Genomic DNA, 15,463 nt, shown 5'->3' on the forward strand with positions numbered 1-15,463 from the left:
CCGACATCATCTTTAATCTCAAATATAAAATCTCAAATTGGCACGGTTAACCTCTGATAAACTGTCCCCAAGGCATCAGCATCGCCGACGTTACCTGGAAACAGCACCACAGGCAAATTAGGAAACTGAGGATGATCGGATGGCGTTAACACTATTGAACAACCAGCTAAAATTTGACCAAGTAAGCGGGCTGAAGTTAAAGCTAGTCCAGTACTCAAAACATCGTTTGAGGTAATACCACCCTTGCTGATTAAGAATCCTATATCAGATGGTAAACCGCGCACAATATCCATTAATAAACCTGAAACTTTTGCCCCAAACTCCAATCGTGTCTTGACATCTTTAAAACTCAGTTCCTGACGGCTAGTATAAACCACTGGTGTTTTGCCAGCTTCGTGTGCTGCCCGTGTATTTTCTTGGATTTCAGTTAGCAGTGCCGCAGATTGATTTGCCCCATCATCAAGTAATCGCGCTACATTCACTTCGATCCCCATTGTTCCTTCTAGTTGCAACAGCGCTGATAATTGCTGAGTAGTCTTTTCCACATGTGAACCAACAATCACCGCACCTGGTTTGCCTTGTCGCACGTACTGCGCCATCTTTTCGGCAGCAATGGGTTGGGGTGGTAAAGCGGCTAAAGCTGTTAAAATACTGGCTGCACTGCGAAACAGAAAGCGTTTCCCTTGACTTGCTGCTGCTAATATGTCTACTGCAAAGCGGTTGAGATCATCTTGAGTTTCACCATCTACGACAGCGCACTGATTACCATTGAGTTGTAACAAGCGTGACAAACTACCAGCGCGAATATCGGCCAGGAGAAACCTTTCTACAGTTTCGGCACTAATTCGTCCTTGAGTCTTTTCTTCGACATACTTGGGTAAGTAACTGTGATGGTAGCTGAAGACTGAATCACGAGCAAATTCAGTTTCATGGGCTGGGGTGGGTACACCGCCAATAATTAAGTAATGCACGCTGTCGCGGGTGATCCGTCCGCCCTCAAAAAATGCTGGTACGAGAAAATGAGCATCAAAGGGGCCAAGTTCTTGTGCGATCGCATCAGTTTCAATGGGATAATGTCCCCGCAAAGTAGAATCAGAACGGCTGACAATCAGAAAATCGTCAATTCCTTCAGCATCCAAGGCAATTTTCAGGTTTTGGCAAACTTCTTTGGTGACAGATGTAGCTGACTCTGGCGTTAGCGATCTAGTGTTAGTCAGCACAAATAAAATCGGCGAATCATCCTGCAACCCAGTGCGTAAAGTGTCCACATCCCAGTGCATTAGCAGCAAGCAGCTGTGGACTGTTTGAGAACCAGTAGGATCATCATCCAAGACAATTATTTTGGGTTTTTTGCTCATTTAAGTCAACGGGGCGATCGTTTTCTGGGAAAGTTAAAAGGGCGGTTAGAAACCGCACGCCAAGTGCTTCTCCCAAGGGGAGACGCTGCGCGAACAAGTCGGCGGAGCCGCCCAACGCATTGGCTCGTCTACACAAGCGAACGCGAACAGCGTCTCGCAGAGAAGTCCACCTCCGTGGACTAATAAATCAATGGTTTTCTAACCTGCGGAGGCAGGTTTTGTTTCGTGTAGCTGTGACTTCTAGTCGCCCAAGCTTTACTAGAAGTCGCTACTACACAAAGCTTAGTCCACCTCCGTGGACTAATAAATCAATGGTTTTCCAACCTGCGGAGGCAGGTTTTGTCTCGTGTAGCTGTGACTTCTAGTCGCCCAAGCTTTACAAACATCTACTTAGCCTTTCTGTAATTTTCTGATTTCTGCTTGCACATCGATCGCAATTTGCAATGATTGATTCAGCAGTTGAGCATATTCGCCTGCTTGACTACTAAGTTGTAAAGCTTGCAGACTGGCTAAATTATTCACAAATAACTCTTGGTTATTAGCAAGCAATTTTTTATTATCTCGCAAAATTCGTTCCGTTTTCAAAGCGCGGACTAAATCTTCTCTAATCAGTTGTAGGGCGGCGGTTACTTTATCTCGGTCATGGATACTGCTTTCTAGGTTTCCTGATGCTGCCAATTGGTCATTAATATCTATGGCATGGATCAGGTCATGATATTTATCAACTTCATCTAAAAGTATTGTCAGTCCTTCAGGACAGGTCAATTGCCGCCATAGCGATCGCCCCACTAATATCGGGATTGGCACTAAAATTAGTAAGAGAATTCCGAATTTAATTGAAGAACCAATTGTCGGCAGAATAATAAACGCGTAAATAAAGCCAACAATTATCGGGGTTAGCGCCAGCATCACCAGCATTTCATTGATGAAAAACCCTAATCGCTTTTTGCTATCTCGCATAATCGAGGGGCGAAAAACGTCTTCTGGATCGAACCCAGTCAAACGTCTTAGTTCCCCCTTACTAATTTCCAAGCCTATTAAGTCCGGCTGCACGGCTGCATACTCCTATGGAAACCCAAGTTGCGTATTCACTTTCTGTGGATTAGACTTTAACCACTATTTCTACGTCCACTAGAGACGTTGTGTTCCCAGTATTACAAATGGATGGCTTTTTACGCACCCGTCCAGAAAAAAGAACTTCGATAGTGAATACATCTGGCGAATAGGGGGTATAACCCCTCAGTTAGACGAGAAAATAAGGTTTTCAGAAGGCCATCGCATCATTAGGATTGCGTCGTAAATATAGTTCTGATGCTCAAATAAAATTGCTTGGCGATTGTTCCCTCGATTATAAACATGGTAAAAATAGCGATCGCTCATCGTCTTCACATATGGCTCAGGGCTGTTCAAAATCATATTAAGTATCTATTCTAATCAGCTTTAGCATGATGATTGTGGTTATATTCGGGAAACCAGTTTTCATCTAAAATTTGCTCTAAAGAACCAATGGGTATCAAGGGGAATATGTCAATGGAAAGTTGAGAGCGTAGTTTACCGCCGTAGGCATCGATTGCTTCTGCCCTTGCGTCTTTATAACATTCATCAAATATTTCTAAAATATAAGGTTTTAAGCTAGGACTATCTTTAAGAGCTTTTTTAATCTCTCTGCGAAAAGTCCTAATTTCCCCTTTCCAATGCCCTTGATTACGTTCTCGTTCCTCATCCCAACACTTGAGTTTTAGTAGATGTTCAAGAAGCTTAATTAATAAAATTTCAATTGCTCGCTTCTGGCTCCTGCCCATATCTTCCAACTCTTCAATTAAGTTATCTAAATCCACAGATAAAAACTGATTAGTGCGAAGTTGGTTGATGGTTGTCCTGAGCCAAAGGTAATAATCTTGGTCGTATAAAGTCTGAGTTGATGGTTGTATTTGGATCACCATACAGTTGTTAAACTCCAATAAGTTGTATTAGGCACACTGTGTTTTTTACACCAATTGTGCTTCAGGTTGTGAATACTCAGATTTGCCTCCAATCTCTCACCAAAATAAAAATACTCGCTGTGACACTATCATAATAAAGAAAGTTGAGTTGTTGGTTGATTGATTATATAAGCGATTGGTCTGTGGGGAAATCTTCAGTTGGTGTTCCAGGTTGGGGTCGTAACCTTGGGCTGCTAATGCTACATACTCAGTATCCATCATGCCAAGGTTATGAATTTCAGTTAGGGTGCAATACCAGAAATATTCCTTAAGTCTAAACTAAAGCTTACTCAAAGAATGAGGTTTTAATTTACCAAGTCACTGAGAATATACGAGATATCATTCATCAACCTCCAAATTCTCAGCCCTAGAAATCGATTATTAATGAAGGGGAAAGATAGCTAAAACTAAAGCAACAGACATTCTTTCATTAATTGAAGCAGATAAATAGTTAGCCAGAAGTTGCACGTAATTAGGGCATTAAAATTACCAAGCTATTCATTCATCATGAGGTATAAAAATGACTGCTACAAATGATCAGCGTAAAATTCGTTATGCCGTTGTTGGTTTAGGTTGGTTTGCCCAAGAAGCTGCCTTACCTTCCTTTACCAACGCCGAAAACTCGGAATTAGTCGCACTGGTTTCAGATGATCCCACTAAAAACGAAGAACTCAGCAAAAAGTATGGCATTAAGTATACTTACTCCTACGATGAGTATGAGGACTGTCTAACAAGCGGTGAGGTTGATGCCGTTTATATTGCCCTGCCCAATCACTTGCATTGCGACTACACTGTGCGGGCTGCTAATCAGGCAATTCATGTGTTATGTGAGAAGCCAATGGCAGTAACACAAGAAGAGTGTGAGGCAATGATTAAAGCTGCCAATGATAATAATGTGAAGCTGATGATTGCCTACCGTTTACATTTAGAAGAAGCCAATTTACAAGCAGTCGAAATTTTGCGTTCAAAGCAAATTGGTGAACCACGAATTTTCAACTCGGTTTTTACTCAGCAAGTAGAAGAAGGCAATATTCGTTTACGAGATGTTACAGGTGGTGGCACGCTCTATGATATTGGCATCTACTGCCTTAATGCTGCGCGTTATCTATTCCAAGATGAACCAATTGAAGTATTTGCTGTAGCTGCCAATAACGGAGAACAACGTTTCAGCGAAGTGGAAGAAATGACTAGCGTCATCTTGCGTTTCCCCAATGAGCGATTGGCAACATTTACCTGTAGCTTTGGAGGAGCAAGTGTTTCGACCTATCAGATTGTAGGTACTCAAGGTGATTTACGAGTAGAATCTGCCTATGCTTGGCAGGGAGAACTAAAGCATTACCTGACAATTAATGGTGAAACCCAAGAGCGTACCTTTGAGGATCACGATCAACTAGCGGCTGAATTTACCTACTTCTCTGATTGTATTCTGCAAGATAAAGACCCAGAGCCATCTGGAACAGAAGGGTTGATTGATGTTTCGATCATTCAAGCACTTTACCAGTCAATTGAGACGCGTCAACCTGTGCAGATCCAAACTCGCGATGCCTACGGCGGTAAACTACGCCATCAACGTCCCACATCGGCTCAAACTGTTGAGCGTCCTCCTGTTGACGAGAAGCCAGACTTGATTCATGCTGCTGCACCTTCTCAGTCGTAAGCTAGCTTTGAGTATCCTTGAGCAAATAATATCAGCTTGTTAAAGGTAGGCAAACTTATAGTACTTACGCACTGTACAAATTCATCATGATGTGTATTAACAAAAACAGGTGTTTCAGGCTTTTCTTAATTATCCTTTGGTCGTAAATTGACGATGCTGTAAGGGTTTAGCAATGCTAAACCCCTACAAAAGATGTGGTTTTTCGCCTATACCTATTTGGTGTTTATTGTCAATGCGTAAGTCCTGACTTACTCCAGAGTGTAGTAGTCATGTTATAGCGATCGCTCAACAAGAAAAGGCAGATAAATCACTGGCGGTTCAAGTAAAATTGCTCCCGACAATGATCTATTCTGCCCCATCAACAATTAAGTACAGCTTTGCGTAATATCGTGGCGAATTAAGGATTGAAATTTAAACGCTCCAGAGGCGCAGAGGTACGCAGAGAATTCGCTACGAATTAATCAAATGTTGTACTAAGTATAAAAACTTAAGGATAAAGACCTCTGTCAGTCAGCGCCTGAGCCACTCTACCTACCCCCAACGTGTAAGCTGCTAACCTTAAAGAAATTTGTCGTACCTCCGACTGGTGAATCACCTTGCGGTAGGCTTGCACCATCAAATGCTCCATTTCGCGGTTGACGCGCTCTTCATCCCAAAATACGTAGGAAAGACCCTGCACCCACTCCAAATAACTGACTACCACACCGCCAGCATTCGCCAAGATGTCCGGTAGCACTGTCACACCCCGCGCCTCTAACGCTAAGTTAGCCTCAAGAGTAACCGGGCCGTTAGCTGCTTCTGCCACAATCTGTGCCTGCACCTGATTCACATTTTCTTCAGTGATCTGGTTCTCCAAAGCTGCTGGTATTAAGACATCACAGGGTAAAGTTAATAAATCTGCATTGCTAATTGGTACAGATTGCGGGAAACCCACAATACTCTTGCGATTTTCAGCAGCGTAGACTTTCAACTTGGGAATATCAAGACCAACTTCGGAAAATATCCCCCCAGCACCAGTTGAAACAGCGATGATTTTCGCGCCTGCTTCATATAGTAACTCTGCTGCGGCACTACCAACGTTACCGAAACCCTGAATCGCTACTCGCACTCCTGCCAAGGATTTGCCTTGATCTGCTAGCGCCTCACGCACAATAATCATTACACCACGTCCGGTAGCCATTTCCCGTCCCAGAGAACCACCAATAGAAAGCGGTTTCCCAGTTACAACCCCAGGCACAGCATGACCGACATTCACAGAGTAAGTGTCCATCATCCAAGCCATTTCACGCGCAGAAGTACCCATATCGGGTGCAGGAATATCTACGGCAGGCCCAATATCTTTAATCAACTCGCTGATATAACGGCGGCTGATTCGCTCTAATTCGCCAACACTGTAGCGTTTTGGATCTATGGCAATGCCACCTTTACCACCACCGTAAGGAATACCTAACAAGGCACATTTCCAGGTCATCAGCATTGCCAGAGCGGATACTTCCCGCAATGTCACAGCCGGATGGTACCGAATTCCGCCCTTGTATGGGCCTAAAACATCCGAGTGCTGCACGCGATGTCCAGCGAGAACTTGTATTTCCCCATCATCTAGTTTCACGGGAATGGAAACCGTGACAACCTTACGCGGGTGGCTGAGAATTTCCAGCAAACCCTGATTTAAATTTAATTCTTTAGCTGCCGCTTCTAAGTAGCTACATGCTTGATCAAATGGGCATATATGCGCTGGTGAAGCAGGTTCTGGCAGCAACAGGGATTTTGAAATCATAAAATTTTCTCCTAATCACGGTATCTTTACGAACCGGATCTCATATATGCCTAGCTTATCCTTGTTTTTTGGGAAAATCGAAATATTGTAGTTTTTGTTACATTTTTATATTTTCTTTGACTTAGCAAATTGAAGAAGGCAGTTCTTGCAGGAGGCAGGAAGCGAAGGTAAATTGGCAAAGGTATTGCAAAACTTGTAAATGTTTCAACGTTAGCAACAATTGCTTGAGCATTTATAACTAACGCTTAAGCAAAACTTGTAAATGTTCCAACGTTAGCAACAATTGCTTGAGCATTTGCAGCAATTGCTTATACATTTACAAGAAATGCTTAAGCAAAACTTATAAATGTTTCAACCTTAGCAACAAATGTTTAAACCTTTGCAACAAATATTTATATATTTACAGCAATTGCTTATACATTTGCAAGAAATACTTAAGCAAAACTTATAAATGTTTCAACCTTAGCAGCAATTGCTTATACATTTGCAAGAAATGCTTAAACAAAGCTTATCAATCATTTTTATCTTGCCAATGCGATCGCGGCATTCTGTCCACCAAAGCCAAAACTCAAACATAATACGTGCTGAATTTTACTTAGGCGTGCTCCTGTAACGATATCTAAATCAAACTCTGGCTGCTGCAATCCTATACAAGGTGGTAAAATTTGATGCTTTAACGCCATAAGAGAAAAAGCTACACCTAAAGCTCCAGATGCTCCTAGTGTATGACCTGTGCTTCCTTTGGTGGAACTAACTGCCACTCCTTGGGGAAACAAACGCTGGATTACCATGCTTTCTATGCGGTCATTTAGCTGAGTAGCTGTGCCATGAGCATGAATATAATCAATATCGGCTGGTGACAAACAACTACGTTCTAGACATTGTTTGATGGCAGCGATCGCACTTTTTCCTTCAGGTTCTGGTGAATTGGGATGATATGCGTCGTTAGTTAAGCCAAAACCGAGAATTTCACCATAAACTTTTGCTTGACGCTGCTTTGCCAACTCTGCTGATTCTAAGACAAACACAGCTGCACCTTCGCCCAACACTAAGCCTTCCCGATGCAAATCAAAGGGATAAGCCCCAGTTTTCGCCAAAGCACCCATTTGCTGAAACCCAGCTAAAGTTAAGGGTGTAATCGGCGCTTCTACTGCACCAGCTAGAGCCTGTTGACATTGCCCAGTTTGGATAAGCAAAGCTGCTTGGGCAATAGACCAAATTCCAGTTGCACAAGCTGCCATTGGTGCCAAAACCATTCCTGATGCACCGATTTGTCGCGCAGCTGCGATCGCATTCATCTGAGGTAATGTATCTAGCCAATTTCCCAAAGAGGACACGGGGAAATTCTTTGCGTCACTATACATTTGCCTTGCCAGCATTTCCCAAGACGCTTGATAAGAGCGACTCGATCCAATGACTACAGCACAATCAGCTGCATCTGGAACTAACCCAGAATCTTGCAAAGCCCAAGCAACAACCATCTGAGTTAACATTGTCAACTCAGATGGTTGTTCACCAATCAAACCTAGAGGAAGTGGTGTAAGTTCTGGAAATGGTTGATGTAATCGAATTCCAGATTTACCTGCGATTAAATTTCGCCAGCTATTCTCCAAGCTTCCACCCAAGGCGGAAATTAAACCAATACCAGTAACACAAACCTTAACCAATTTGAATTTTGCGAGTCAGGAATCTTCCCCTATTCAAATATTCAATCTTCATTTTGAATTTTGAATTGATTTCTCCTACTGTCGAGGTGTTTTCAGATTTTCAGCACCTTGGGTGACTTTAGCAGAGTCAATGCGATCGCCTTTTTGAATTTTGTTCACGACATCGAAGCCTTGAGTGACATTGCCAAACACGGCGTAGCTACCATCCAAAAACCCTATATCCGCCAAAGCAAAGTAAAACTGAGCAGAAGCAGAATCTGGTGGTTGCGATCGCGCCATCGCTACTGCACCCTGCTTATGGGGCAATACGACGGGTTGAGCACTAGCATCAAATGGTTTATTGTAAATCGGAGTATCTGAACCTTTTGGCTTAATTTCTAAAGGTATATAACGAATATTTCCCGTTTTTGGGTCAATATAACTACCTGTTCCCAGCCTATCTGCTGGAAATTTCGGGTCTTTGCTTTGGGGATCGCCCCCTTGAACTACAAAGGGCTGAGGTTGTTGCTCAGTTCCGCGCTCAACTCGATGGAAAGCTAAACCATCGTACACACCCTTTTGCACTAAATCCACGAAGTTGCCAGCTGTGATTGGGGCATTGATGCCGTCTACTTCGATAGTAATCGGCGAGCCTTTAACCGTTAGCACCACAGTAGCCTTGCCTTCGAGCCGTGGTAAATCTGTCAGTCCAGGAATATCACTACTAGTTTGAGATACAGATGTTGCTTCAGTAGTTTTCTTGGTGCTTGCCTCGCTTGTGGCCGAGGTAGCTGTCGAGGTTGGAGAAGACGTATTAGAAGCGAGTTGCTGTGTTGAACATCCTCCTAACATCAAGGCACTGATGATCACAAGAGAAAGCAAAAATTGTGAAATTTTCAACCGCATTGCCAATTACTGATTCAACCAAAGTATTTTATCGTTTCTAGGAGCATTGGGCATTAATCAATAATTCTTCTTCCCCTGCCTCCCCTGCTCCCCCTACTCCCCCTGCTCCCTCATCCCCACTCCCCACTCCCCACTCCCTTAGAGTCCTTCTAGTGACACTCCCAAAAAGCGGGCTAACTTTGCGCCTTCTGTTTCCAACTCTGTTAAAGATAACGGTTGTCCAACCCGTGTTAAGGGTATATCTCGCCGCCCCTTAATGCGTAGATAGAGTGCGCGACGGGGATTAAGACCTTCTTTGACGTCTATTCGCACAGATTGCACATCTTCTATGCGAGTGTCAATCTCAATTCGGCGGTTTTTCCCAGGAAATCCCCAACGGAAGATTTTGATTGTGCCATTTTCCTGATTAAATTCGTTGTAACCGCCTCCCACGTCCAATAAAATCACTAGCCAGAGGTATGTGGCTAATAGCAAGCCAGCAGTGCCATATAACCCCATCACCAATCCTTGAGGGATGAATATCAGTTTAGTTGGATCGGAAACTATGAGTAAGTTAACTTTTAAATAACTGGATATCCCAGCCAAGAAAAAGCCGCTTGCTCCCAAGGTAACGATACTTGCCCACCAGTAGTTACTGAACCGACGAGAACCGAGAACATTTTGATGCAGGAGGCGATCGCCTTTGTTAATCGTTGTTGATACCGTCATTGAACTACCATTGCCCGTAAGATAATCGCTGTGAGATACAAAGCACACTGTACGCAAAAGCATTCAGTGTAGGCATCTGTGCCAATCCGGCTATTGCTGTGCGTAGGCACTGAAGCTGTATTTTGAGTCCACGGGATACCCTGCCGCAGACTATGAATTCTTGACCCTGTACCCTACAAATCTTAACTGTCCCGGATGATGCTGGCTTACTTGCACTATGGGACAAACCATTTAGGCTATTTGTATTAGTCAAGATGTGCCAACTTCCTTTCTCGTTGTCCAACGTTTCACATAGGTTTTCCAGAGGTGTATCAGCGATCGTGGCGGCGAAGTAACCATCCACATTTTACCAAACATTGCTGACAAAAACTCAACTGCGCCTCTCCCTGTTCCTGCTACCCCCTGCTTTCCTGTCCCTGGCTCTTTTTCACCTCTTGGGAATGAGTTACCTATCTACGTCCATCTGGATTAAATTTTTTCAGATTTCTGAGAAAAGTTGTGTCAAATTGTAAAATTTCTGATATTCATATTATTTATAAGCTTTGTGATCTATGCCTGATTTGCTTGGTGTATATCAGGCAAAAACCCGGAGTAGTGTGATAAATTAAGAATCATTAAGTTACCACAAGCTGGATTACTAGCCGATGGTACGTGTAATGTCATAAGCCTGAGAAATGCTGATTTCACTGGTCGGCAAGCTCTCAGAATCTCAGTTGCTTTCAGGCTGTTGAGATTGTCAAAAAAAACGTTAATACCTCACGGCAGTCGGTTACACTGGCTGACCGTAGTGCCTTAGAAACGTTGCAATTTTAGTAAAAAAAGAGGATTTTAGTCCGATGACCATCGCAGTTGGACGCGCCCCCAGTAGAGGGTGGTTTGACGTTCTAGACGACTGGCTCAAGCGCGATCGCTTCGTATTCGTAGGTTGGTCAGGGATATTATTATTCCCCTGCGCCTTCCTAGCACTAGGCGGTTGGCTGACCGGCACCACCTTCGTCACCTCTTGGTACACCCACGGATTAGCTTCCTCCTATTTAGAAGGTGCTAACTTCCTGACAGTGGCAGTATCCACCCCTGCCGACAGCATGGGACATTCCCTATTGCTGTTGTGGGGCCCAGAAGCCCAAGGCGACCTCACCCGTTGGTTCCAACTGGGTGGCTTGTGGCCATTCGTAGCCCTGCACGGAGCCTTCGGTTTGATTGGCTTCATGTTGCGGCAATTTGAAATTGCGCGTCTAGTAGGTATCCGTCCTTACAACGCCCTGGCCTTCTCTGCCCCGATTGCGGTATTCGTCAGCGTATTCCTGATGTACCCCTTGGGACAATCAAGCTGGTTCTTTGCACCCAGCTTTGGCGTAGCGGCAATTTTCCGGTTCCTGTTATTCCTGCAAGGCTTCCACAACTGGACACTCAACCCCTTCCACATGATGGGTGTTGCTGGGGTATTGGGTGGTGCTTTATTGTGCGCGATTCACGGTGCCACAGTCGAAAATACCTTGTTTGAAGACGGTGATGGTGCTAACACCTTCCGCGGCTTCAATCCAACCCAGTCGGAAGAAACCTACTCAATGGTGACGGCAAACCGTTTCTGGTCACAGATTTTCGGTATTGCCTTCTCTAACAAGCGCTGGTTGCACTTCTTCATGTTGTTCGTGCCAGTCACAGGTTTGTGGATGAGCGCCGTCGGCATCGTCGGTTTAGCACTCAACCTGCGAGCTTATGATTTCGTTTCCCAAGAATTACGGGCGGCGGAAGACCCGGAGTTTGAAACCTTCTATACCAAAAACATTTTGCTGAATGAGGGTATCCGCGCTTGGATGGCTCCTCAAGATCAACCCCACGAACAATTTGTATTCCCTGAGGAGGTATTACCACGTGGTAACGCTCTCTAATAGACCAAATATCTTAGGCGGCACTGGACGCGACCAAGAATCTACTGGGTTTGCCTGGTGGTCTGGTAACGCACGTTTAATCAATCTATCTGGCAAACTACTGGGTGCTCACGTTGCCCATTCTGGTTTGATTGTATTCTGGGCTGGAGCGATGACTTTGTTTGAAGTCGCTCACTTCATCCCTGAAAAGCCCATGTATGAGCAGGGCTTGATTTTGTTACCTCACCTCGCCAGTCAGGGTTGGGGTGTTGGTGCTGGTGGTGAAGTTATCGACACCTTCCCCTACTTTGTTGTCGGTGTACTCCACCTAATTTCCTCAGCTGTCCTTGGCTTTGGCGGTATTTATCATGCTGTCCGTGGCCCAGAAACCTTAGAAGAATACTCTTCTTTCTTTGGTTACGACTGGAAAGACAAGAACAAGATGACCAACATCATCGGGTTCCACCTGATTATTTTGGGAATCGGCGCATTGCTGTTGGTGCTAAAGGCAATGTTCTTTGGTGGTTTGTATGACACCTGGGCACCAGGCGGTGGTGACGTTCGTATTATTACGAATCCGACATTGAACCCAGCAGTCATCTTCGGTTATGTACTCAAGTCTCCCTTCGGTGGCGAAGGCTGGATTGTCAGCGTCGATAACTTGGAAGATGTGGTCGGTGGTCACATCTGGGTTGCTTTTATCTGTATTGCTGGCGGTATTTTCCACATCCTTACCAAGCCTTTTGCTTGGTCACGTCGTGCATCCATCTGGTCTGGTGAGGCTTACCTCTCCTACAGCTTGGGCGCTCTTTCTCTGATGGGCTTCATTGCCTCAATCTTTGTTTGGTTTAACAACACCGTTTACCCCAGCGAATTCTACGGCCCTACCGGTCCAGAAGCTTCTCAAGCCCAGGCTTTGACCTTCTTGATTCGTGACCAACGCTTGGGTGCTAACGTCGGTTCTGCCCAAGGCCCCACAGGATTGGGTAAATACCTGATGCGCTCTCCCACTGGTGAAATCATCTTCGGTGGTGAAACCATGCGCTTCTGGGATTTCCGCGGCCCTTGGCTGGAGCCTCTACGTGGCCCCAATGGTCTTGACCTAGAAAAAATCAAGAACGATATTCAGCCTTGGCAAGCTCGTCGCGCTGCTGAATACATGACCCACGCTCCTCTGGGTTCTCTGAACTCTGTGGGTGGTGTGGCTACCGAGATTAACTCCTTCAACTACGTATCTCCTCGCGCTTGGTTGGCGACTTCTCACTTCGTACTAGGATTCTTCTTCCTAGTTGGTCACTTGTGGCACGCTGGTCGCGCACGAGCTGCTGCTGGTGGTTTTGAGAAAGGAATTAACCGTGATACTGAGCCAGTGATGTTCATGAACGACCTTGACTAGGTTGTAAGGTTTATTTCATCACTGATAACTAAATAATTTAGAGGCTCTTGCATAAAAGCAAGGGCTTTTTTATCGGAAAATTAGTAATCTGTTGATTAAAGTGAGCGACTTATCAAGGTAATTAATACTATGAGCGACTCTAATTTTATTGATGCTTTGCGATGGACAGCTGAAGCTAAAGAAAAGTTACAAAATATTCCCTTTTTTGTCCGCGCCCAAGCTAAAGCCAGAATTGAACAGCTGACTCGTGAAGCAGGTCAAGAGATTGTGACAGCCAATTTGGTAGAACAGGCTAGGCTTGAGTTTGGACAATAAAATATTCTGGAGATCGTAACAATGACAGTCGCCAAGAATCGAGCAGACCGAGTAATGCTTTACGACATTAGCTGGCAACAGTTTGAAAATCTTCTAAAAGACTTGGGACATCGGGCGGCAAAGTTAGCTTACGATCGCACTACTTTGGAAATTATCAGAGCTTTACCTGAACACAAAGATTACCATTACAAAGAGATAATAGATTAATAGGTGAGTTGAAGAAAAGTAGTCATGTCCGTCAAAAGGCAGAGCCAAGCGATATTATAATTCAAATGAGCGAACTGACCATACTAATCTAAATTTACAGAATTTTAATTATGCCTAGACTTACGGTTCCACCCAACTTCACAGGCACTGCTGGTTCCGACACTTTAGTTGGGCAAGATTTAAATAAATTTCCAGCAATTGGGATTGATATTTTAACTGGAGGTTTCATTGTTACAGCCTCAGGAAAGGATACCATTAAAGGCAACGGCACTGGCGGTAAAGGCCGTGATGGTGCTGGTGCTATCGGTAAGAACGTCAATGGCAGCGAAGGTGGTGCTGGAATCGGCATCAGCAATAATGGCAATCTGAATGCTGGGTCGGGCGACGACGCTATCATCAGCAACGGTATTGGGGGTCTTGGAGGCAACGGCGGGAATGAGAGTGAGAGTGATAGCACTGTTGGCGGCAGTGGCGGTGCAGGGACAGGCATCAGTAACATTGGCATCCTTAATACTGGGTTGGGCAATGACACTATCATCGGCAATGGCACTAGCGGCAACGGCGGAAGCGGCGGCAGTTCATACGCCTGGGGCGGCAACGGTGGATTTGGGACTGGCATCAGCAACAGTGGCAAACTGAATACTGGGTTGGGCAATGACACTATCACTGGCACTGGTCAGGGCGGCGCTGGTTATGGCAACCATTATGGCGGTAACGGTGGATTTGGGACTGGCATCAGCAACAGTGGGCAACTGGATACCGGAGATGGAAAAGACACGATCACAGGCATCGGTATTGCCGGCATTCCCGGTAGCGGACTTTTGATCGGCCGTGGCGGTCTAGGGACTGGTATCAGCAATAATGGCAGTCTCAATACTGGGGACGGAAATGACACGATCACAGGCACTGGTAAAGGTACTAGAAGTGACTTCTTTTTTGGCGGCGGTATTGGAACTGGCATCACTAACAGTAAGAAACTGGATACTGGAGACGGAAATGACATTATCATAGGCACTGGCACAGATACTGGCACAGATACTGGCGGCTTATTGAACGAGGACAACAGTCGTGGAACTGGCATCGAGAACATCAAAGGTGCCACCATCACCACAGGGCAAGGCAACGACACAATTACTGGTACTGGCAAAATATCAGGCGCAAATTCCACCGCCTATGGCATCTTCAACGATGGAGTAATTGATACTGGGAATGGTTGTGACATCCTTACCGGACAGGCTACAGCAACAATTGGTGGTACTGCCTATGGCATTTATGGAAAAGGAACTATCAAGACTAGCGATGGCAATGATAAAATTACATCCACCAGTACCATTGATGGAGTTCTACAAAAAGTTACTATTGGTGGCGGTATCAACATTGATCTAGATGTAGGAAATGACTACTTCAAAGGGTTTGGTACTGGGACTGTGGATGGTGGAAAAGGTTTTGACACCTTAGACCTCAGTGCTTTCAATCGCTCTCAACTCACTTTTTCTGGTGTAATTTCAGGCAATGCCCTAAACCCAGCTAACATCAGCTTTAATAACAATAAAAATGTGATTACACTTTCCACAACAGGCTTTGAGAATTTTATCTTTGCAGATAGTTCTTTGTACTACAGCACTTTGGTCTGAAACTAA

Annotated in this window: 14 protein-coding genes; 6 read left to right on the forward strand and 8 right to left on the reverse strand. The window is 44.7% G+C overall.

Translation table 11 applies throughout. The features are described 5' to 3' along the window. Positions 1-32: 32 nt before the first annotated feature. The 3 genes from HWQ23_RS26800 to HWQ23_RS26810 all read right to left on the reverse strand — a co-directional run bounded on the left by HWQ23_RS26800 (position 33) and on the right by HWQ23_RS26810 (position 3,301). Entirely contained in the window at positions 33-1,358 is a 1,326-nt protein-coding gene (locus HWQ23_RS26800; protein WP_292835293.1) for a four-carbon acid sugar kinase family protein, read from the reverse strand. A gap of 390 nt (positions 1,359-1,748) precedes the next feature. Further along, complete coding sequence (locus HWQ23_RS26805; RefSeq protein WP_292835296.1) at positions 1,749-2,411, reverse strand: hypothetical protein; 663 nt, start codon at positions 2,409-2,411, stop codon at positions 1,749-1,751. Positions 2,412-2,788: 377 nt separating this feature from the next. Beyond that, on the reverse strand, positions 2,789-3,301 hold the full coding sequence (locus tag HWQ23_RS26810) for a DUF29 domain-containing protein (protein ID WP_292835299.1): 513 nt from the start codon (positions 3,299-3,301) through the stop codon (positions 2,789-2,791). A gap of 559 nt (positions 3,302-3,860) precedes the next feature. Between HWQ23_RS26810 and HWQ23_RS26815 the strand changes: the two genes are divergently transcribed. Beyond that, positions 3,861-4,997, forward strand: a complete 1,137-nt coding sequence (locus HWQ23_RS26815; protein WP_292835302.1) for a Gfo/Idh/MocA family protein — start codon at positions 3,861-3,863, stop codon at positions 4,995-4,997. 487 nt (positions 4,998-5,484) lie between these two features. On the opposite strand, the gene HWQ23_RS26820 is transcribed toward HWQ23_RS26815, so the two are convergent. The 5 genes from HWQ23_RS26820 to HWQ23_RS26840 form a co-directional block, all read right to left on the reverse strand. Continuing rightward, positions 5,485-6,774 (reverse strand): Glu/Leu/Phe/Val family dehydrogenase, encoded by a 1,290-nt coding sequence (locus HWQ23_RS26820; RefSeq protein WP_292835306.1) that lies wholly within the window; start codon positions 6,772-6,774, stop codon positions 5,485-5,487. 521 nt (positions 6,775-7,295) lie between these two features. Beyond that, positions 7,296-8,441 (reverse strand): beta-ketoacyl-ACP synthase, encoded by a 1,146-nt coding sequence (locus HWQ23_RS26825; protein ID WP_292835309.1) that lies wholly within the window; start codon positions 8,439-8,441, stop codon positions 7,296-7,298. Between the two features lie 75 nt (positions 8,442-8,516). Beyond that, the gene (locus tag HWQ23_RS26830) at positions 8,517-9,326 is read right to left on the reverse strand and encodes a peptidylprolyl isomerase (protein ID WP_292835312.1); all 810 of its coding nucleotides are present in this window, start codon (positions 9,324-9,326) and stop codon (positions 8,517-8,519) included. Between the two features lie 138 nt (positions 9,327-9,464). Next, a complete protein-coding gene (locus HWQ23_RS26835; protein ID WP_292835315.1) occupies positions 9,465-10,034 on the reverse strand; it encodes a photosystem I assembly protein Ycf4 in 570 nt (189 codons plus the stop codon). 4 nt (positions 10,035-10,038) lie between these two features. After that, positions 10,039-10,377 (reverse strand): hypothetical protein, encoded by a 339-nt coding sequence (locus tag HWQ23_RS26840; RefSeq protein ID WP_292835318.1) that lies wholly within the window; start codon positions 10,375-10,377, stop codon positions 10,039-10,041. A gap of 493 nt (positions 10,378-10,870) precedes the next feature. Between HWQ23_RS26840 and psbD the strand changes: the two genes are divergently transcribed. From psbD to HWQ23_RS26865, 5 genes are all read left to right on the forward strand, one after another. Then, positions 10,871-11,926, forward strand: a complete 1,056-nt coding sequence (gene psbD, locus HWQ23_RS26845) for a photosystem II D2 protein (photosystem q(a) protein) (protein WP_292822878.1) — start codon at positions 10,871-10,873, stop codon at positions 11,924-11,926. After that, the gene (psbC, locus tag HWQ23_RS26850) at positions 11,910-13,301 is read left to right on the forward strand and encodes a photosystem II reaction center protein CP43 (protein ID WP_292835320.1); all 1,392 of its coding nucleotides are present in this window, start codon (positions 11,910-11,912) and stop codon (positions 13,299-13,301) included. Before psbD ends, psbC begins: the two co-directional genes overlap by 17 nt. A gap of 129 nt (positions 13,302-13,430) precedes the next feature. Beyond that, positions 13,431-13,616, forward strand: coding sequence for a PCP reductase family protein (locus tag HWQ23_RS26855; RefSeq protein ID WP_292835323.1), 186 nt, complete (start codon positions 13,431-13,433; stop codon positions 13,614-13,616). Between the two features lie 21 nt (positions 13,617-13,637). Continuing rightward, complete coding sequence (locus HWQ23_RS26860) at positions 13,638-13,823, forward strand: hypothetical protein (protein ID WP_292835326.1); 186 nt, start codon at positions 13,638-13,640, stop codon at positions 13,821-13,823. A 110-nt stretch (positions 13,824-13,933) separates the two neighbouring features. After that, positions 13,934-15,457: a hypothetical protein gene (locus HWQ23_RS26865; protein ID WP_292835329.1), complete on the forward strand. Its 1,524-nt coding sequence runs from the start codon at positions 13,934-13,936 to the stop codon at positions 15,455-15,457. Positions 15,458-15,463: the final 6 nt, after the last annotated feature.

Source organism: Nostoc sp. JL33 (genome assembly GCF_017114985.1).
In the GTDB taxonomy this organism is placed as follows: domain Bacteria; phylum Cyanobacteriota; class Cyanobacteriia; order Cyanobacteriales; family Nostocaceae; genus Nostoc.